The organism is Candidatus Thiothrix putei, assembly GCA_029972225.1.
In the GTDB taxonomy this organism is placed as follows: domain Bacteria; phylum Pseudomonadota; class Gammaproteobacteria; order Thiotrichales; family Thiotrichaceae; genus Thiothrix; species Thiothrix putei.
Genome location: CP124756.1, coordinates 4,145,084 through 4,163,767, shown reverse-complemented (window position 1 = coordinate 4,163,767; position 18,684 = coordinate 4,145,084). Strand labels below are relative to the sequence as shown.

The following is an 18,684-nucleotide window of genomic DNA, read 5'->3' as shown; positions in this document are numbered from 1 at the left end:
CCACTATGCGGCTTGCTCAAAGCAGGCGCGGGAAGCGCCTGCTTTGTTGACCAGCTTACGTAACTGGCGTTTATCTTCCTGCCGCTTGGCAGAATTGCTTTTTTCATGAACCCCACCGCGCTGAATAAACAGGTGATGGGCGACGGGATTGCGCTTACGCGGCTGCTTTTTTGCCATGAGATTGCTCCTGTGTTGGCAGTTTGAACCATTGTGCTTTACCGTGGCGTTGCAGGTAATGCAGATAACGGACAGGTTTAAGGAAGTCCGGTGCTTCGCTGGTGGGGACGAAGCAAAACTTTTTCGGCAACTCGGTGTACAAATAACGCGGCGGCTTGCCGAGGTGGTAATAACGCTCGATACCCTTGAGACGATTGCCCGTGTCATAGCTGTGGTAAAACACGTCGCGAATGCCGAGTTCGCGACGAATAAAGCACAGTGCCGCCGTCAGCATCGCCTCATCCCACACCTTGGCGTAAGGGCGTAATACCTCGCGGTATTGCTGCATCTTGTCCTCGCCGTACAGATAGTTTTTGTAACTATCCCCCACGCCTTTGACCCAATCGGACTGAATTTCTTCGATCAACGCCTGGTTGCTGGCGAAATCGAGGTCGATCCGCGCCCATGCCAGTGTTTCCAGCGTGCCATCTTTGCGCACGGGATGCCCGTGATAGGAAAACGGCGCAACATCGTCTTCACCGACCAGCGTTTTGAGGTGCTGGTGGTGATCATTGGCAAAGTTCAGTTGCAGCACCAAGTCGTAACCGGTGCGGCAGGTCTGTTTCCAATGGCGGTCGTCTTTGTCATCAGTGCCCCACTCGTCCAGTGTGAGGATGAAATTCAGCGGCTTGTGATCACGGTATTGCGCAATCACGGCCTCCAGATGCCACGGCTCTAACTGCCCTTTGCCTGCCAAAGCCAAGGCTTCCGTGACGATGGGTTTGGTTAACAATTTGGCATAGGGAGAACGGCGCAAGGCCGCAATCCCCATGCCGTTGCCGATGTAATCCTTGAGCAATTGCAGTGCGTAGCTGTCCGGTGCGTAGCGGAACACCGTGCGGTTGCCGCTTAAGCATTCGCGGATCAGTTCAACTTGTGTTTTTTCCATGTTTCACCTCGTTTAGCCTTTCACGCAAATGACTTGACGCAATGTATGTACGACCTCGACCAGATCGCTTTGGTTCTGCATCACCACGTCGATGTCCTTGTACGCGCCGGGAATTTCATCGACCACACCTTTATCCTTGCGGCATTCGATGCCCTTGGTCTGGGCTTCCAGATCGAGGGTGTTGAAACGCCGTTTGGCTTCGGTGCGGCTCATGCGTCGCCCTGCACCGTGCGAACAGGAGCAGAACGATTGCGCATTGCCCAAGCCACGCACGATGTACGATTTCGCGCCCATGCTGCCGGGAATAATGCCGAGCTGCCCCAACTGCGCACTGATTGCGCCCTTGCGGGTCAGGTAGACTTCCGCGCCGAAGTGCTCTTCCTTTTGCACGTAATTGTGGTGGCAATTGATCGCTTCGCGAGTGGTGGTGAACGCGGGCAAGGCTTTGCTGCGTTGCAACGCATCCAATACCAAGCGCATCATTTCGCGGCGATTGACCATGGCGTAATCCTGCGCCCAACCGACCGCTTCCACGTAATCATCGAAATGCTGTGTGCCTTCGGTGAAATACGCCAAATCCTTGTCGGGGAGTTGACCGAGTTCCCGCCCCACATCCTTCTTGGCTTTTTCGATGAAATAACGCCCGATGGCATTGCCCACCCCGCGACTGCCGGAATGCAGCATCACCCACACGTCGTCACTTTCGTCGATGCACAGCTCGATAAAATGGTTGCCGCCACCGAGTGTGCCGAGTTGCCTTCCCCATTGACGGTGAAAGTTTTTCAACATTTTCACCAGACCGGGGTGCTTGTCGGTAATCACATCAAGGTGCTTGCCCATGTTATTGAGCGTCGAACCGTTGATGCTGGGGCGTTCGTGTTCGTCGAAACCGGTCGGCACGCGCTGTTCAATCGCGCTGCGAATGCTGTACAAGTTGTCAGGCAAGTCGTGGGCTTTGAGCGATAAACGTACCGCGTTCATCCCGCAACCAATATCCACGCCGACGGCGGCGGGAATAATCGCGCCACGGGTGGGAATAACAGAACCCACGGTCGCACCAATGCCGTGATGCACGTCGGGCATCGCTGCAATGTGGCTGTGGATGAAGGGCAGTTGCGACAGATTTCCCAATTGTGTCAGCGAACCGCTATCCACATCGTCAGTAAAAATCTTGACCGGCACTTTGCCCTTATTGAGCATAAAACTGATAGGCATAAAAAAACCCCGTTGGTTTTTAGGTCATCCGGGGTTTTCGACATGCTGCACACGAAGCACCGCATTCTTACGCCGGATGACTGAGATCAGTCCCCCGGCACAAGCGCGGGAGACACTAGTTGATTGAATTGCTCCGTATATGTCCATTCAGCATGTTGGGTGTCTCCATAAAATAAGGTTGATAATGGTGAGAAAGTCTAGCGGTAATGTTGTTAAAGTCAATAAATTTTTAGTGAGTGCTACTTGTCCTCCAATTCCACCACAATCGCCCCGCACGGACATTCCTCCGCGCACAGCCCGCAGCCCTTGCAGTAGTCGTAGTTGAACACGAACCGCTTGCCCGCCCCCAGCTTGATCACCGCGCTATCCGGGCACACCCCGTAGCAGTTGTCGCACTCGAAGCAGTTGCCACATGACAAACAGCGCCGCGCTTCAAACAGGGCATTACTCTCATCCAGCCCGCCCACTACTTCGTCAAACGTAGACTGGCGGCGGATAATGTCCAGCACCGGGCGCACGGTCTTTTCCGCATCGGCGTAATACCAGGTGTTGAGGCGCTCGAAGGTAGCAGGCTCATGCTTGGGCGCAGGCTGGTAGAGTTCACCGCGCAACCACGCATCAATCGCCCGCGCTGCCTTTTTGCCATGCCCGACCGCCACGGTCACAGTACGCTCGGAACCCGCCACCATGTCGCCACCGGCAAACACACCGTCATGGCTGGTCATCATTACCGCGTCGGTTTGCACACTGTCCCACTTCATTTCCAGATTGGGGATGTGTTCCAACAAGGTCTGTTCCACGTTCTGCCCCAATGCCAGCACCACCGAATCAGCAGGCAAGGTCTCGAATTCGCCGGTCGGTTGCGGAAAACCTTTCGCATCCAACGCCATTTTCTCGATGGTAATGCTGCCTTCCCCGGCTTCGGTGATGGTGGAAAGCCATTTCAGCTTCACGCCTTCTTCCAGCGCCTCTGTCACCTCGAAATCGTGGGCGGGCATTTTGTCGCGGGTGCGGCGGTAGACGATGATGGATTCTTCCGCCCCCAGCCGCTTGGCGGTACGCGCCACGTCAATGGCAGTATTGCCGCCGCCGTATATCACCACCTTGCGCCCCAGCAAGGGCTGACTGTCTTCGACTTCGTGCAGCACGCTGACCGCATCGGTGATGTGGCTGGCATCCCCCGCAGGAATGTAAGCACGTTTGGCAATCCCCGCCCCAATGCCGAGGAATACCGCGTCGAAACCTTCCGCCGCCTGCATTGCCAACACGTCATCCACACGGGTATCGAGGCGCAATTCCACTCCCATATCCAGAATGCGCTGCACTTCGGCATCCAACACCTGACGCGGCAAGCGATAGCGTGGGATGCCGTAACGCATCATGCCGCCCGCCGCCGTTTCCGCCTCCACAATGGTCACACCATGCCCCATGCGGCGCAAATGGTAGGTCGCCGATAAACCCGCCGGGCCGGAACCGACCACCAGCACGCGCTTGCCGCTTTCCACCGCAGGTTTGGCGAATGCCCAACCCTGTTTCAAGGCTTCGTCGCCGAGGAAACGTTCGACCGCATTGATACCGACCGCCTCGTCCAGTTGCCCGCGATTGCACGCGCCTTCGCAAGGGTGGTAGCACACCCGCCCCATGATCGCAGGCAACGGGTTATTTTCAGTCAGCGAACGCCATGCCGCTTCGTAATTGCCCGATTCGGCATGGAACAGCCAGTTCTGGATGTTTTCCCCCGCCGGACAAGTCGCATTGCAAGGCGGCAAACGGTCAACGTACACCGGGCGTTTGCTACGCCATGAGCCGGTGTGGTTGGCAAGGCTGGTGTTCTTATCCAGCGTAATCGCGAATGGCTTATCAATACTCATACAGCAGTCCCCCCGGTATTTAGTGAAGATTTTTCCAGCAGTTTGAAGCGGCGGATATTACGGTCGGCAATCGCCTGCAATTGCGCAATCACCGCCACTTGTTTGGGATTGCGGAACAGATGGGCGAAGCGTTTTTGCAGCTTCAGATAATCCTCCACCGGCACTTGCTCACGGATGGCGCGATGCCCGGTGATTTCGCCGTGTTCCGCTTCAAACACCGGGAACAGGCCGGATTCAATCGCCAGCCGTGCCAGCTTGATGGTGTGCGCCGGGTCTGCGCCCCAACCCAGCGGGCAAGGTACGTGGATGTGGATGTAACGCGCCCCGTGGATGCTCATCGCCTTGGTGACTTTCGCTTCCAGATCGCGCAAATCGGCGACGGAGGCAGTCGCCACGTAAGGGATTTCATGCGCCATCGCAATCAGCGGCACGCTCTTGCCCTTGCCGAATACATTGCCGTTGGAGTGTTGCCCGACCGGTACGGTGGTGGCAGTGCGGGCAGCAGGCGGGGTGGCGGACGAACGTTGCACCCCGGTATTCATATAGGCTTCGTTGTCGTAGCAGATGTACAGCACATCATCGTTGCGCTCGAACATTCCCGACAGGCAGCCGAAGCCGATGTCAGTGGTGCCACCGTCGCCGCCTTGCGCCAGTACGCGGGTTTTCGTCCCCTTGACCCGCTGCGCCGCCGCCACACCGGTAGCGACCGCAGCGGTATTGCCGAACAGCGAATGTATCCAAGGCAATTGCCAAGAAGATTCGGGGTACGGGGTGGAAAAGACTTCGAGGCAGCCAGTGGCGTTGCAGGCAATCAAATCATTGCCCGCCGCCCGCATCGCTGCGTCCACTGCAAAACGTGCGCCCAGCGCCTCGCCGCAGCCCTGACAGGCGCGATGCCCGGAATTGAGCGCGTTGGTGCGCTGCATCCCCGCCTGCACGCTGCGTTCGGACTCTGACAGCAGGCGATTGCCGACGGTAAAGGTGTCGGTCTGGTAAAACTTGATGGTGGTTTCCATTGTTGTCCTCCTAGCGAATCTGGCTGGCGACAGTGCCGACACTGTGCAGGATGTTTTCCGCAATCGGCCCGGAACGGCGTCCGGCTTCCATGCGGGCGATTTCCTCATGAACGACATCGTGCTTGAGGTCGAGGAATTCCAGCCGTTCCAGATGACCTGAATCCGCCCGGTGGAACAGCTTGCGCAGGGAATCGCGGGTAATCGGTCTGCCGCCCAAGCCTGCCACCACGGTATGCACCGGCTTGTGTAAGCCTGCCACCGCCATTTGCACGTCGGTAGCAACGATGCCACCGATGCCGATTGCCAGCGATTTTTCTACCACCACAATGCGCTTGACGTGTTCCAGCGCACTGCGTACTGCCTTGTGCGGAAACGGGCGGTAGGTGCTGATTGCCAGCGAGCCGATCGACATGCCTGCGTCGCGCAGTTCATCCACCACATCCTTGATTGTGCCGTTGACCGAGCCGAGTGCAACCACGATGGTGTCGGCATCTTCGCTGCGGTACGGCTTGATCAGGTCGCCGGAATCGCGCCCGAATTGCTCCTGGAAGGCTTCCGCCAGTTCCGGGATCAGCCCCAGTGCCTGCATCTGTTTGTAATGGGCGAGGTAGCGCACTTCCATGAAGGCTTCCGGCCCGACCATCGCGCCGATAGTGACGGGGTGGATCGGGTCAAGGATTTGGCGCGGCTCAAAGGGTGGCAGGAAAGCATCCACCTGCGCCTGTTCGGGGATGTCCACCCGCTCGTAGGCGTGGGTGAGGATGAAGCCATCCACACATACCATTACCGGCACGGAAAGCTCTTCCGCCAGCCGGAAAGCCTGAATGTGCAAATCGACCGCTTCCTGATTGGTTTCGGCATAGAGCTGAATCCAGCCGGAATCGCGCATCGACAGGCTGTCCTGATGGTCGTTCCAGATATTGATCGGCGCACCGATGGCTCGGTTGCCAATGGTCATGACGATGGGCAAACCAAGGCCGGAGGCGTTGTAGACCGCTTCTGCCATGAATAGCAAGCCTTGGCTGGCGGTGGCGGTGTAGGCGCGTGCTCCGGCAGCACTTGCACCAATGGCGACTGACAAAGCGGCAAATTCGGATTCGACATTGATGAATTCGCACGGGCTAATCTCGCCCCGATCCACCATTTGCCCCAGACCTTCCACAATGTGGGTCTGCGGGGTGATGGGGTAGGCGCAAATCACTTCCGGGCGGCACAGGCCGATGGCTTCGGCAATGGCTTGGGAGCCTTCGATTTGTTTCAGCATGGTTTTCCTCCCGGTAGGGTCGCTTGTACCTGGGCAAAGGCGGCTTGCGCGGCGGCGATGTTTTGTTCGGCAATCTTGCCGCTGAATTTTTGGCGGATGGCGGCTTGCAACGCTTCCATCTGGATTAGCCCGGTGAGGGCGGCGAAACCACCCAGTAACGCGGCATTGGGCAACGGACGACCGACGTACTTGAGAGCCAGTTCGCTGGCGGGAATAACACTGATGCGTTCGCCGGGATGCGTTTGCAAAAAGGTATCCAGCCCCAGCTCGCTTAGCGAATGGTTGGAATTGATGAGGATGTAACCGCGTTCCGCCAGCCCTTCAAACAGGTTGACCTGATGCAACAGACCGGGGTCTTGAATGATCAGCGCGTCGGGGGTGAGGACGGGTTCACGCAGGCGGATTTCCTTAGCGTCAATGCGGCAAAACGCCATGACGGGTGCGCCCATGCGCTCGGAACCGAAGCTGGGGAAGGCTTGTGAATGCTTGCCTTCGACAAAGGCGGCGATGGAGAGCATTTCGGCGGCAGTGACAACGCCTTGCCCGCCACGCCCGTGGATTCTGACTTGAAACATGTGGTACTCCCTTCTGGCGAAGATGAAAGCGTATTTCTTATCTCTTATGCGCCGTCATCCTAGCAGCTTTGAAGGAGGTTTTACTTGATGGAAGTCGGGAAAACGCCCATTCAGCTCTTCACACCACTACCAAACTTACCAAATAGCTCCATCCACTGCTTAAACATATCAGCGTTTCCCGCAACACCAGGCTTAAAAAATACCATCGGATCGAAACCTTCTGCACCCTCCTGCATTTTTTTCAGCATTTGTGCCATGACTTCGCGATTGAATTCTTGTACATCGGGCAAGCCCATGACGCGGCGTAGCTCCTCTGGCGTCATATCGACATTGACGGTGATATTCATGGTTTACTCCCTCTTGTTGCAATGCACTCATTTTGCCACAAATTCGTTTGTCGGGTTTATATTGCCTATAATCAGCTAAACCCTTGCAAAGGAATCGGGCAATCATGGCTGAACCAACCCCTGCTGAGTTACCGGTATGGCGTTTGCGACTCCTGGCGCTGCAACACTATGGGCAAGTGCTACTGCTTCGCTCCCTTGATGTCATGCGCTTGCTGACGGAACGCATTATGGGGTTTTTGCGCCTGTTTGCCACACTGGGCTTGCTGTTGATTGTACTGTTTGTGGTTTATAAAGCCGTAGAAAGTTCGCAATTGGTGTTGGTCAAGCCCTTTGCAGTGCCTAAAAGCATGACGGATCGCCATTCGGATGCCGGACGGGTGATTGCCAATGCGCTGAAACAGGAGTTATTGCTGGCTGAAGCTGACATTTACACCACCGTCAAACGCACGAGCCGTAATGGCAAGGTCACTATCGACACCGTAACCGGCAATACCGAAGATTACTTGCTGGGGGCAAGTATCAAATTACCGGAGACAGGGATTTCCATCAACGATGTAGTGGAATTCATTGCCAGCTTGTTTGGGCGGCGCAATATTACTGGCACGGTTTATCAGGATCAGGGCAAGCTGTTTCTGCAAGTTGAGCTGGAAGGACGCATCTTTGGTTTTGAACGCAGTCTCGGTACACGTGACCCGAACGCCTTGAACATGGATTTGCTCAGTGAAATGTTGCGTGAAAGCCGTCAGCGCTTGTTAAGTGTCGCTTCGGAAAGCCACAACCTGTATTACTATTGCAGCGGGGAGGCAGATGCCAGTGAGCACCCTGATAGCCAATTGGGACAATGGTTTGAGTATTGTTCACGCCTGCAAAGCAGTCAGATTACCCCGGAAAGTTTGGGACAATTGTTAGCCGAATTGCATTCTGCCCGATTACACAATATCGCGGGCAATAATGACACACTGCGGCATATTTTTGGGCAAATTATGGGCAATGCTTTGGATAAAACCCGGCTCTTATGCCCTGATTATGCCCTTACCAAGGTTTGTCAAGCGTCTGCCACACCGGAAATGGCACAAATAGCGGTGCGTATCCCTGAGCCGAAGCGTGCACCGGCGGCGGCTCCACCCGCTTTTCCTGTGTTCCCCGATGCGAGTGCTTTCCAGGCCGACAGTTTGACGATGCGCAGCATGGTGCTGGTCACCCCCCAGATGGCACTGCCCTCAGTCAAAGCCTTGCAAGAGGACTGTGCTGCCAAACCAGCGGCTAAACCACAAGAGATGCTTGCCTCCAACCGTACCGAAGGTGATGCTACGTTGCTCTTTAATAACAACCGCCCGATTCAAGCCGTGGAGAAATACGCGCAAGCCATCGAACAAAACTGCGGCAATGTGTTTGCCTGGGCGAATCTGGGCGTGGTGTTGATGTCAGTTGAGCCACCATTACGCAGTATTGAAGGGGCACAAAGCGCGTTGGAACAGGCGATCAGCCTCAACAATCGCATTGACTGGATACAAAACAACCTGTGCATTGCGCGTGCTTGGGCAGCTCCGCTGGAGGCATTGCCCACCATGATCGCAGATGAAGCTTGTAATGCTGCACGTACTTTGAACCCTGCCAACAAGGTGATTCTCGACAAGCAGTTTTACCTGGCCTTGGCTGAGCGTTACGTCATGGAAGGGCAATACGATACAGCGGCTGACACCTACAAAGCAGCCTTGAGCGCGGATAGGAAGCGGGATTGCAACACCAGTAAAGCCATCGAGAAACTGGCGTTATTGGAAACCGAACACGGTGTCGCGGGGGGAAAGCAGGCGGCTTGCGATATTTTACAAGACGCCTTGCCCTTGCCGGGCGGAAAGATTAGCGCGTGTGAAGCACAACTCACTGCCTTTCAATGCCCATGACTGCCCCCTTAGGAACTGTCCCGAAATAACTTCCCGAAATCAGGGGGACTGAGGGGTAGCGGTGTAGTTCCATTTTGGCAGGAAATCATCGAACTGGATGGTCATGTTATCCTTAAACGCTTGGGTATACTTGCGCCCGGTTTCAAAAACTTTACTGATGATGCGGACAGCGACCTTCAAGCCAGTGGTGGTTTCCGTTTTTGCCATGTAGTGTTTGGCGGTTTCGACCGTTTCCAACGGCACACCCCGGCAGGCACGGGTCACATGGGGGAACAGTCGGTGTTCAATCGGGTTGTATTTGGAGCAATAGGGCGGGTAGTGGGCGATGCGTATTGTCAGGTTCAGGCTGTCCGCCAATGCCTGCAAGTCTTGCTTGAACAGGTACGCAGAGGAACTGTTGCTGCCACCACCGTCACATAAGACCAACAGCTCGTCAGCTTCGGGGTAGTTGGGTTTCCCTTGCTCACGCCACCATAAGCCAAGGCTTTCGCAGGCAAACTCGGTGGTGTCGTGGCTGGTGTTCAGGTGCAGTGCCGCTTCGTTGCGGGCAAGGTCGTAGATGCCGTGGGGGATCACCTGACCATTGCCATAGCTGGGGAAGTCATGGTCATTGACCTCCGTGGGTTCGACGGCATCCGTTACCCCTTCACGGTAAAAGTTGCCCAGCAGTTCCTTCTTTTTGGTGTCAATGCTGATCACGGGTTTGCCTGCTTGCAGGTAGGTTTGTTTGAGTTGGGCAATCTTTTCAAACTGGGCATTACGGTCAGCGTGTTGCCCCATGGTGCGTTTCTTCTGGGGCTTGCGGCGGCGGTAGCCGTGCTCCCGTAATAGGCGCGACACCACGTTTTTCCCAGCCGATGTCCCCAATGCCTGCATCCGCCGGGCAATCTGCCGACGTGACAGGTTCGTCCATTTCACCGCCTCCCGCATGGGGTCGCCTGCCGTATGATCCTTTAAAACTTGGCGAAAATGCTCATCCAATTGCAGGTGCGTAGCGTTCAGCCGTTTGCGCCCGCCCCTTTTTTTCGCTGCCTTACGGTGGGCAAGCCATCTTCCGATTCCAACTCCGTCAACCCGTGGCGGATGGTTTTGGGGTCACAGTCCAATAACCGGGAAATGTAGTCCTGCCCCCCGTGCCCAAGCCGGACGGCTTCCACGGCGGCGTAGCGGCGGCGGTCACGCTCATTGAGCGATTGGTAGAACCGCTGCATTTGTTTTTCTATGGCTGATGGGTAAACATCCATTGGCTCATCCTCGGTGTTGATTGGCATTACAAGGGGCTATCTTCCCCCTTTCGCTGTTAGCAGAAAAGAGGGAAGTTATTTCGGGACAGTTCCTTAACTCCTTGCGGGGGAGACTTCCCCACGGGCTTGGTGTCCCAAAGGGCTGACGGGCTATTATCCTAAGTCAGGTGGAAGGCAAAACCCACGCAGAAATCCGCCGCCTTAATGTTGACGATTTGCCTGAAGGCGAAGTCTTAGTCGACATTGCCTATTCATCGCTCATTTTGCCCAGAAAGCGCGAGTCAAAGCCGATTGGTTAGTCCCCATGCCAGCGGGCTTGGATGCCAAACAAGCAATGATCATCGGCACCGCAGGCTTTACCGCCATGTTGTGTGTGATGGCGCTGGAAGAAGCGGGTGTACGGCAACGTGGCAGACGGTGTGGGCAGCGTGTCGGTATTGCTGCTGTCACAACTCGGCTACGCGGTCACGGCGGTATCCGGTCGCCCGGAAACGCAAGATTTCCTGACGGGTTTGGGCGCAAAAGCCTTTATTTCACGCGAAGAAATGAGCCGACCGGCACATCCCTTAGAAAGCCAAAACTGGGCTGGTGCGGTGGATGTGGTCGGTGGCAACACCTTGGCACGGGTTTTGGCTGAAATGCAATACGGCGGTACGGTGGCGGCTTGCGGTTTAGCCGGAGGTTTCGAGCTGAACACCACGGTCATGCCGTTCATTTTACGCAATGTCAGCTTGCGCGGGAGTGGATTCAGTGAGTTGCCCAGCAGAACGGCGGCTGCGTGCATGGGAACGCCTTGCTGCTGCCATGCCACCGAGTGCCTATGCCGAATTGGGTTGCGCGATTGCCTTGGAAGAAGTGCCGCAAGCCGCCAAAGACATTTTGGCAGGGCGCATTCAGGGGCGGCTATTGGTGAATTTGAACCTGTGATGCAACGGAGACACACCATGACGCCTGTTCAGCTTACCTTCGCACCACCGGCGTTGGCGTGCCGCGATGCCCTTTCTGCCGTCGTACAAACCGGGGATAGTTTGTGAGATGGGGTTTTCATCGGCAAGCCTGTGATGAGGAAGGGAAGCAAGCGACGCTCTTTCACACTCAGCTTTTCCAACAGCGCCGTCATAAAAAAAGCATTTAACTGCGGTCGTGTCATCACATGTGCATGAAAAAGTTGGGCGCAGCAAAATAATGCTTCAGCACGCTCCTGCAACAACCGTTGGTAAGCTGCGTCTTTGTCAGCACTAATGCAACTAATTCCCCCTATGCCAATGCCACTTTGGAGCGGAATCGTCATCCCATTACGGATACCGTAATCCTCCCGCGCCGTAACAACTATATTCTGCTCATGCTTGCTTAAGTGACACTTACGGCTTTCCCCCCCACCAATCAATGAGCTGGCTTTCACCCTGAAGGATTTTTTTACCGTGAAATCGTGTTGTTCAAAGCCCGCTTCCTGATAATGTTTAAGAAAACCGGGGCTGTACGAACCAGAGGTTTTGAACAGTGGCACTATCGACAAGTGAGCATCGAGGTATATTTGTGGCACAAAGGTATACATGACACTTTCCACCCCCAATGCTTGCATTTGCCGTTCATAAGCCGCAAATGCTTCATCCAGCGTTGTTGCCTGGAACAGCGCTGCGATGAAATGCATCGGGTTAAACACCCCTGTCACACAGGCATGACCTTAACCATACAATACAACCCCGCATGGTTAGGCAACACCAACTCACCCTCAGCATTGACACATTTCCAGTGAGAAATAGCGGCATTGCACGGCGCACCCGGCGCACGTAAGCGTACAGCCAAACGTGCTGTTGCACCCGGCGGAGTCTCAGGAATCGCAACACTCTCATTAACCGGCAACAAGTTATCGTCCTCTTGCCCACTCACGCATTGTAAACGCCAACCAACCCAAGGCTCCTTGCCCAGATTAGCCACCTCCCAGATTTTCTCGAACTCCTGACCGACATGCACTTCACTGGTATCAGGAAAAGTCACATCAGCAACAAAGCCCAGTACAAACGCGGTATTGCCTTCTCTGTGCGCGACCTGTGAAACCTCACGACCGTTGAAAAAGATACGCAGCATACTGAGTGGATGTGTTTCCAGCGTATCGGCAACCTGAATCAGGGTAGACAGGCGTGCTTCACCAATTTCGGCACGCAGCAGCTTGTGCCATGTTTGGCGTGAAATACCGGAGCGTTTCGCCGCTTCGGTTGTGGTCATGTGCAAAGCATTTAGACGCACTCGTAAGTAATCTGCCAAATCTAATGCAGACATAGTTATTATCCCTCAATGATCAACTGACATTGGTCAATTTAACAGAAAGGAAATCAAGGCGATAGAGTGTACAATATTTTAGATATGCACTATATATAATGCATGTTTCACTAAAACCATTATTTTGCACTCTATACAATACATGGATATGACATTATTAGGGCAAACCTTACGTGATGCCCGAAAAAAACAACATTTTACCCAAGCCGATCTCAGTGAAAAGGTGGGCATGAGTCGTGCCACGCTCTCTGGTATTGAAAATGGCACCATTACCGAAATCGGTATTCGCAAAATCATGGCGCTCTGTTCGGTATTAGGGCTGGAATTAATCGCCCAACCCCTTGCGCCACGCCGCCCAACCTTACACACCCTAGTGGATGAAATCACCCAACGTAAAACAGGCCGCCACTCATGAGCAAGCAAACCAACACGGATCAAGGTAGTCTCGATATTTATGTACAAGGCGAACGCAGCGGCACACTAGGGCGTAGTGCGATGCGCTCCCTCAGCTATGTGTTTGGTTACTTAGCGGATGCCACGCCTCAACAAGCGGTATCGCTTACAATGCCCGTCATGCCTGACCAATACGGCTATCAGCAAGGCGTACACCCTATTTTTCAAATGAACCTGCCCGAAGGTGAGTTACGTGAATTATTGCGTAACCGTTTCCAGAAAACGGTGCAAAATTTTGACGACCTTGCACTGCTGGGCATTGTCGGGCATTCACAAATTGGGCGTATCCGCATTGCACCAGCCGGTATGGAACCCGATACCATGCCGTTGCAAGACATGCAGGAATTACGCACTTACTCTGGAACAGAAGACCTGTTTGCCGATTTATTGCAACGTTATGCCCGCTATTCCGGGATTTCGGGAGTGCAACCCAAAGTGTTGGTTCGTGATGCCGACACCGTAGCAACCGCCGCACAATTGGAACAATTCAGCTACCGTGACGCTACCCACATTGTCAAAGGCTGGAATCCAGAACGCTTCCCACAACTCGCGGCAAACGAATACTTTTGTATGCAAGCAGCTCGCAAAGCCGGGCTAGAAACCCCGGAAGTCGAACTCGCCGCCCAGGGGCGTCTGTTAATCGTCAAGCGTTTCGATCTGAACGACAAAGGTGGCTACCTCGGCTTTGAGGATTTTTGCGTTCTGAATGGTTTGGCAACCGATGACAAATACGTTGGCAGTTACCAAGATATTGCACAACGCATCCGCCAATTCGTCTCACCGCAACGGGTACACGAAGCACTGGAACAGTTTTTCCTCTCCCTCGCGCTTACTTGTGCAGTACGTAATGGCGATGCACACCTGAAAAACTTTGGGGTTCTCTACGATGACCCCGAAGGCGACATTCGCTTTGCACCAGCATTTGATATTGTCTCCACCACCCCCTACATCCCCAACGACACACTCGCGCTGTTATTCGGTGGCAGCAAAGTATTCCCGGAACGCAAAGCGCTGCTGGCATTTGCCCGCCAGTTTTGCAATATCACTCAACAGTCGTGACATTCCCCCAAAACCAAGCATGATGTTAGGCAGCAGCCTTACTGAACTGCTGTTTTAACACCTTGATTATGGGTATTTTCCCGCTGTTAGCGGTTCATGTTTGCCTATCATCGTCCTCATCGCCGTTGACGGCCGCGTTAATTCGCCACCAGAAGGCTTTGGGGGGAGAGCGCAGTAATTGCCGTGCCAGTAGTGGTGCTAAAATCTGTCGCACGGTGTTCTCGGAAGGCAATTCACGGGAACGGGTGCGCAAATACAAGACCTGCTGCTTCCAAAGCCCCTCATGGTACTTGAGGGAAAACAGTTGTAGCAAACCGGTGGCGATGCAGGCACACAACACAAAGGTTTCCATTGCCTGCCAGCAGGCCACCACCGTGGGGAGGTGCTGTGCTTGGGGGGCTTTGAGATGCCGATTGGCGGTAGGTCGCCGGGAATGGCGCGGCAGGTAACGGCTCCAGAAGTGGAAGCGGAATGCGCCCATGGTATTTTTCAGGGCATCAAACAAGGTTTCAATCCGGGTGCGTCGGCAGTACAGGGTGAGGATGGTTTCCGCGTCCAGCACCAAATCCGAACACATCAGCAGGATGGGGCCACGGGAAGTGACTGCCCAGACAAATTGCAGCGGCTGCCCTAACGGTTTCCACCACAGGGTATGGGACATCAGGCGTACCGACTCCTCCTTGCCATAAATGCACAGGGTCACTTCACGGAAAAAATCAGCATGGTCAAAGGCTTCCCACAACACCAGCTTCATCCCGTACTGGCGTTGCCGCCCACGCCTTCCCGGCGGTTTGGGTGGCGCAGGGAAGTAGGCCACATAGTTCTTTTTAGCGCGGGTGATGACCTGCACCAGTGGTTGTTGTAACGCCACCGACCAAACCGAGCGTGCCAGCCGGAACACCGAAGCCGTGGCAAAGAACGCATCCAGCACCAGCCACACCGGGCGGTCATTCACCTGCGCAAACGACAACGCCATCTGCACCACCCGTGTCCCCAGTTTGAGTGTCGGGTCGTTAGCATCCTCTTCCCCCAAATGCCGAAACCCCTGATGGATTTGCAAACTCAGCGGCAGGCAGAAACAGGCGGACAGGCTCCCCACCAACAACCCCACGGCTCCCCAACACTGCCCCCGGAAATAGTCCGGTTTGCTTTGGGTTTCCGAGGTTTCCCGCAAGGAAACGACCCCCGGCATCCGCCCACCATCCTTAACCACATGGGTATGGTCGCCCAGCACCACCAAACGCCCCGCCACCTCAACCAGCGGCGCATGGGACAACACCCACCGCTGCCAGCTCGCCCGTAACCGCTCAGGATGGTAAGACCCGGCACGAAAAAAATGGAGCAACCGATGGTAGCCCCGTTCATCCGATAACCAGTAACGGCACATCGACGTGACCCCGCTCATCTCGGTCGCCGCTAAAAAGCTCAGGATGATGGCGCAAAACAATAGCCATGCTCGCTGGCGCGAAAATTCACTTTTAAAGTGGTGAAGGCTCTGGTATAGATCAACTAGCATGATGTCCCTTGGATAATAGGTCGCTGGTAACGCCTACTCTAAGGGATTTCGTGCTGCTTGGGGGAATGGGGAGAACTTATGACTGTTGAGAATATCAATGAACGTCGTGCCAAACACCTATTGGAATGGGTTGCCCACGGGCTGGAAACCACCTTGCCGGAATTACAGTCATACCAACAGCGACACCCCGCTTTTGCCGACATCGGCGAACGGATGCAAAGTATCTGGAAGCAAGGAATTGCCGAACTGATGGGTATCCATTAGTATTCATCACTACCTCACCACTGGATTATTAATAGTATGATGAAATACTTAGCGCATGTAGGCTGGCTAAGCTGTTGCAGCCTATTGCTGGTGCTACCCGGTTGTGATACCCGCGTTGAAACACCGCCAACCGATACACCTAAAGTCACGGTATTGGAAACCTACATCCAGTCACTGACTTTAGAAGATGAAATACTCGACACACGCTTTGGCAAGCTGGCGATTACCCACAGCAAAACCGATATGCCCCCGGATACCCTCACCCTGGATAAGCAACAGCTCTTTCAACAAGAAGGGTTTTACCTTTCACTGCATTACTACGTCAAACAAAATACCCGCGATGTGGTATTGTTTGGCTCTAATTGTGGTGGCACTGCCTGCCCGCAACACCAGTTTTACTTCCTGCTACTGAATAAAGACACCACCCCTGAAATTGTCACCCACCCCGATTTCAGCGCAATACCGGAAGATTTAACCCTGAATGTTGATGGTGATCGCCTCTTATTAGATTTAGGCTTTCAGGCAGGAAAACACAAAAATGCTGTCCTGCAAACCAACAAGCTAGGCATTGAACTGGAAACGGTTCCAAAAAGTTTTGTCGGTGAAGAAAACTGCCGCTGGCTTTACGACGAAGCCTTGGGCGCTTGCAAAGAACATCAGGAAACCGATACAAGCTGCCGTGAACCACAAATCAACTTCCCCGGCTATTTAACACGCGGCATCGCAGCCGTCAGCGAGCACCCCGGTTTTATCCATGAAGCCTTTGAGCGGCGCTGCAAAATTGCTTGCGAAAGCACCAAAATCGTCGACTACCCCACCTTTGCCAAAGAAGTATGTAGCAAAAGCGAGTAATTACTCGCTCTTGCCCACAAAGCGTAATTGCCGTTGATTACCACTTTTACCTGCCACTGATACCAGCGCTCGATTCTTACGGGCTTCGCTCAAAAACGGAATTTGCCCCTTTTGCCCTGTCACCGCATAATCTTTCAGCAAGGTATCCTCCAAGACCGCCTGCTCAATCCCTAGCACAGCCTGCCCTGCCCCGTGAACCAACACAAACAAGCGCGGTAATGCAATTTGATGCGTTTGTTGCACTTGTGCATAAATCCAAACGGATAATTCCCAGAAACGTGCAAAAGGCGCATCCCCCAAGAGCAATGGCAAGGTATGGGTGAAACGCCCGGAATTGGCAATCATGTCCCAATAACGCGCAAACCGGTTCATCTGTTGCAGGGTGTCAAAATCCACCCGATCGGTACGCAAAATATTGTACGGTGGCTGCGGGTTATACACCATCCCAAACGCTGCGGTGTGGCGGATAATCGGCGTTCCCCGTAAACGCTTGAGAATTCCCACCTGAATTTCGTGTGGATTCAAACGGATCAAACGGTCAAAACCCTCCCCGAAACTGGTTAAATCCTCCCCCGGCAAACCAAAAATCAGATCCGTATGCAAATGCGCCTCAGAATGTTCACGCAACCAGCGAATATTGTCAGCCGATTTGGCATTATCCTGCTTACGGCTGATCAAGGCTTGCACCGTTGGATTGAACGTCTGAATACCAATCTCAAACTGCAAAGAGCCTGCCGGAAAACGGGCAATGCGCTCCTTCAGCACCTCCGGCAAATGATTAGGAATCAACTCAAAATGCAGAAAGGTTTCCGCATCCAAGCGTTCCAGAAAAAAATCCAGAATCGCTACCGTCGTCGCTATTTTCAGATTAAATGTACGATCCACAAAGCGGAACTGGCGTAAACCACGCTGCCAAAGCTGATCCATTTCCAGCAAAAAAGCTTGTAATTCAAATGGCAACGCAGTTTTATCCAACGCTGACAAGCAAAACTCGCATTTAAACGGACAACCCCGCGAGGCTTCCACATAAATAGAGCGTGTCGCTAAATCATCCACGGTGTAGTGCGCGTAAGGCAACACCAACTGCTGTAATGGTGCTTGTTCCCCCGGAATCACCTTGTTCAACGGCTTATACCCATTCAACAACTGCCCGCACAAGTGACGCAAACTAACCTCACCTGCCCCGGTAATCACATAATCCGCCTGCTGGACAATCGGCTGCTGCGCCGTTTCATAACTGACTTCTGGCCCACCCAATACAATCACCACCTCAGGTGCGAGCGTTTTAAGCAATGCCACCAGCGCAGTGGTTTCCGTGATGTTCCAGATATACACACCCAAACCAATAATCCGTGGCTGACTTGCCAAAAGCTGCTCGGCAATATCCAGCGGGCGCATCGCAATAGTAAATTCCATAATGCTTGTCTGTGCCTGCCATTCCCCCAGATTGGCGAATAAGTAGCGTAAACCCAACGAGGCATGGGTGTAACGCGCATTCAATGTGGCAAGAATAATACCTTTAATCATAAATAAACCATAATTTGTTAATTTAAAATTCTAATTAATAACGCGTCAGCATAAAAACCATACGCAACTGATTGTTTTAATGACATATAACCATTTATTATTAATTTATTAAATAAACCATAGAGATTTTCACAGCAAAAAAAATGACAGAAAGCTGTCGCTACTATACACTCCAGCAACATATAGTATGTT

At 53.8% G+C, this 18,684-nt stretch carries 20 protein-coding genes; 6 read left to right on the top strand and 14 right to left on the bottom strand.

Annotated features, from left to right (window positions below; all coding sequences use genetic code 11):
• Window positions 1-3: 3 nt before the first annotated feature.
• The 8 genes from QJT81_21375 to QJT81_21340 all read right to left on the bottom strand — a co-directional run bounded on the left by QJT81_21375 (window position 4) and on the right by QJT81_21340 (window position 7,393).
• Window positions 4-177 carry a hypothetical protein gene (locus QJT81_21375; protein WGZ94296.1) on the bottom strand — a complete coding sequence of 58 codons (174 nt, stop codon included), beginning with the start codon at window positions 175-177 and terminating at the stop codon, window positions 4-6.
• Window positions 155-1,105, bottom strand: a complete 951-nt coding sequence (locus QJT81_21370) for a hypothetical protein (GenBank protein WGZ94295.1) — start codon at window positions 1,103-1,105, stop codon at window positions 155-157. The genes QJT81_21375 and QJT81_21370 overlap by 23 nt, the downstream gene beginning before the upstream one ends.
• Before the next feature lie 12 nt (window positions 1,106-1,117).
• On the bottom strand, window positions 1,118-2,320 hold the full coding sequence (locus tag QJT81_21365; GenBank protein WGZ94294.1) for an RtcB family protein: 1,203 nt from the start codon (window positions 2,318-2,320) through the stop codon (window positions 1,118-1,120).
• A gap of 239 nt (window positions 2,321-2,559) precedes the next feature.
• Window positions 2,560-4,191, bottom strand: a complete 1,632-nt coding sequence (locus tag QJT81_21360) for an NAD(P)-binding protein (protein ID WGZ94293.1) — start codon at window positions 4,189-4,191, stop codon at window positions 2,560-2,562.
• The gene (locus QJT81_21355; protein WGZ94292.1) at window positions 4,188-5,207 is read right to left on the bottom strand and encodes a thiamine pyrophosphate-dependent enzyme; all 1,020 of its coding nucleotides are present in this window, start codon (window positions 5,205-5,207) and stop codon (window positions 4,188-4,190) included. The genes QJT81_21360 and QJT81_21355 overlap by 4 nt, the downstream gene beginning before the upstream one ends.
• 10 nt (window positions 5,208-5,217) lie before the next feature.
• On the bottom strand, window positions 5,218-6,471 hold the full coding sequence (locus QJT81_21350; protein WGZ94291.1) for a transketolase C-terminal domain-containing protein: 1,254 nt from the start codon (window positions 6,469-6,471) through the stop codon (window positions 5,218-5,220).
• Window positions 6,465-7,046 (bottom strand): 2-oxoacid:acceptor oxidoreductase family protein, encoded by a 582-nt coding sequence (locus tag QJT81_21345; protein WGZ94290.1) that lies wholly within the window; start codon window positions 7,044-7,046, stop codon window positions 6,465-6,467. The genes QJT81_21350 and QJT81_21345 overlap by 7 nt, the downstream gene beginning before the upstream one ends.
• 110 nt (window positions 7,047-7,156) lie before the next feature.
• Window positions 7,157-7,393: a DUF6489 family protein gene (locus QJT81_21340; GenBank protein WGZ94289.1), complete on the bottom strand. Its 237-nt coding sequence runs from the start codon at window positions 7,391-7,393 to the stop codon at window positions 7,157-7,159.
• 104 nt (window positions 7,394-7,497) lie between these two features.
• Here QJT81_21340 and QJT81_21335 point away from each other — a divergent pair, with 104 nt between their 5' ends.
• Window positions 7,498-9,297 carry a hypothetical protein gene (locus QJT81_21335; GenBank protein ID WGZ94288.1) on the top strand — a complete coding sequence of 600 codons (1,800 nt, stop codon included), beginning with the start codon at window positions 7,498-7,500 and terminating at the stop codon, window positions 9,295-9,297.
• A 39-nt stretch (window positions 9,298-9,336) separates the two neighbouring features.
• On the opposite strand, the gene QJT81_21330 is transcribed toward QJT81_21335, so the two are convergent.
• Both QJT81_21330 and QJT81_21325 read right to left on the bottom strand, forming a co-directional pair.
• Window positions 9,337-10,278: an ISAzo13 family transposase gene (locus QJT81_21330; GenBank protein WGZ94287.1), complete on the bottom strand. Its 942-nt coding sequence runs from the start codon at window positions 10,276-10,278 to the stop codon at window positions 9,337-9,339.
• 17 nt (window positions 10,279-10,295) lie between these two features.
• Window positions 10,296-10,568, bottom strand: coding sequence for a hypothetical protein (locus QJT81_21325; protein ID WGZ94286.1), 273 nt, complete (start codon window positions 10,566-10,568; stop codon window positions 10,296-10,298).
• A gap of 368 nt (window positions 10,569-10,936) precedes the next feature.
• Here QJT81_21325 and QJT81_21320 point away from each other — a divergent pair, with 368 nt between their 5' ends.
• The gene (locus QJT81_21320) at window positions 10,937-11,575 is read left to right on the top strand and encodes a zinc-binding dehydrogenase (protein WGZ94285.1); all 639 of its coding nucleotides are present in this window, start codon (window positions 10,937-10,939) and stop codon (window positions 11,573-11,575) included.
• Here the strand turns inward: QJT81_21320 and QJT81_21315 are convergent.
• Window positions 11,497-12,192, bottom strand: a complete 696-nt coding sequence (locus QJT81_21315; GenBank protein WGZ94284.1) for an autoinducer binding domain-containing protein — start codon at window positions 12,190-12,192, stop codon at window positions 11,497-11,499. The two genes, QJT81_21320 and QJT81_21315, sit on opposite strands and share 79 nt — an antisense overlap.
• 17 nt (window positions 12,193-12,209) lie before the next feature.
• On the bottom strand, window positions 12,210-12,821 hold the full coding sequence (locus tag QJT81_21310; protein ID WGZ94283.1) for an NBR1-Ig-like domain-containing protein: 612 nt from the start codon (window positions 12,819-12,821) through the stop codon (window positions 12,210-12,212).
• 142 nt (window positions 12,822-12,963) lie between these two features.
• On the opposite strand from QJT81_21310, the gene QJT81_21305 reads away from it, so the two are divergent.
• Both QJT81_21305 and QJT81_21300 read left to right on the top strand, forming a co-directional pair.
• Entirely contained in the window at window positions 12,964-13,236 is a 273-nt protein-coding gene (locus QJT81_21305) for a helix-turn-helix transcriptional regulator (GenBank protein ID WGZ94282.1), read from the top strand.
• Entirely contained in the window at window positions 13,233-14,333 is a 1,101-nt protein-coding gene (locus tag QJT81_21300; GenBank protein WGZ94281.1) for a type II toxin-antitoxin system HipA family toxin, read from the top strand. Before QJT81_21305 ends, QJT81_21300 begins: the two co-directional genes overlap by 4 nt.
• 94 nt (window positions 14,334-14,427) lie before the next feature.
• On the opposite strand, the gene QJT81_21295 is transcribed toward QJT81_21300, so the two are convergent.
• Window positions 14,428-15,849 carry a transposase gene (locus QJT81_21295; protein ID WGZ94280.1) on the bottom strand — a complete coding sequence of 474 codons (1,422 nt, stop codon included), beginning with the start codon at window positions 15,847-15,849 and terminating at the stop codon, window positions 14,428-14,430.
• A 78-nt stretch (window positions 15,850-15,927) separates the two neighbouring features.
• Here QJT81_21295 and QJT81_21290 point away from each other — a divergent pair, with 78 nt between their 5' ends.
• Both QJT81_21290 and QJT81_21285 read left to right on the top strand, forming a co-directional pair.
• Window positions 15,928-16,113: a hypothetical protein gene (locus tag QJT81_21290; GenBank protein ID WGZ94279.1), complete on the top strand. Its 186-nt coding sequence runs from the start codon at window positions 15,928-15,930 to the stop codon at window positions 16,111-16,113.
• 36 nt (window positions 16,114-16,149) lie between these two features.
• Window positions 16,150-16,965, top strand: a complete 816-nt coding sequence (locus QJT81_21285; protein WGZ94278.1) for a hypothetical protein — start codon at window positions 16,150-16,152, stop codon at window positions 16,963-16,965.
• Here QJT81_21285 and QJT81_21280 read toward each other — a convergent pair whose 3' ends face one another.
• Window positions 16,966-18,492: a DUF4080 domain-containing protein gene (locus QJT81_21280; protein ID WGZ94277.1), complete on the bottom strand. Its 1,527-nt coding sequence runs from the start codon at window positions 18,490-18,492 to the stop codon at window positions 16,966-16,968.
• Between the last annotated feature and the right edge of the window lie 192 nt (window positions 18,493-18,684).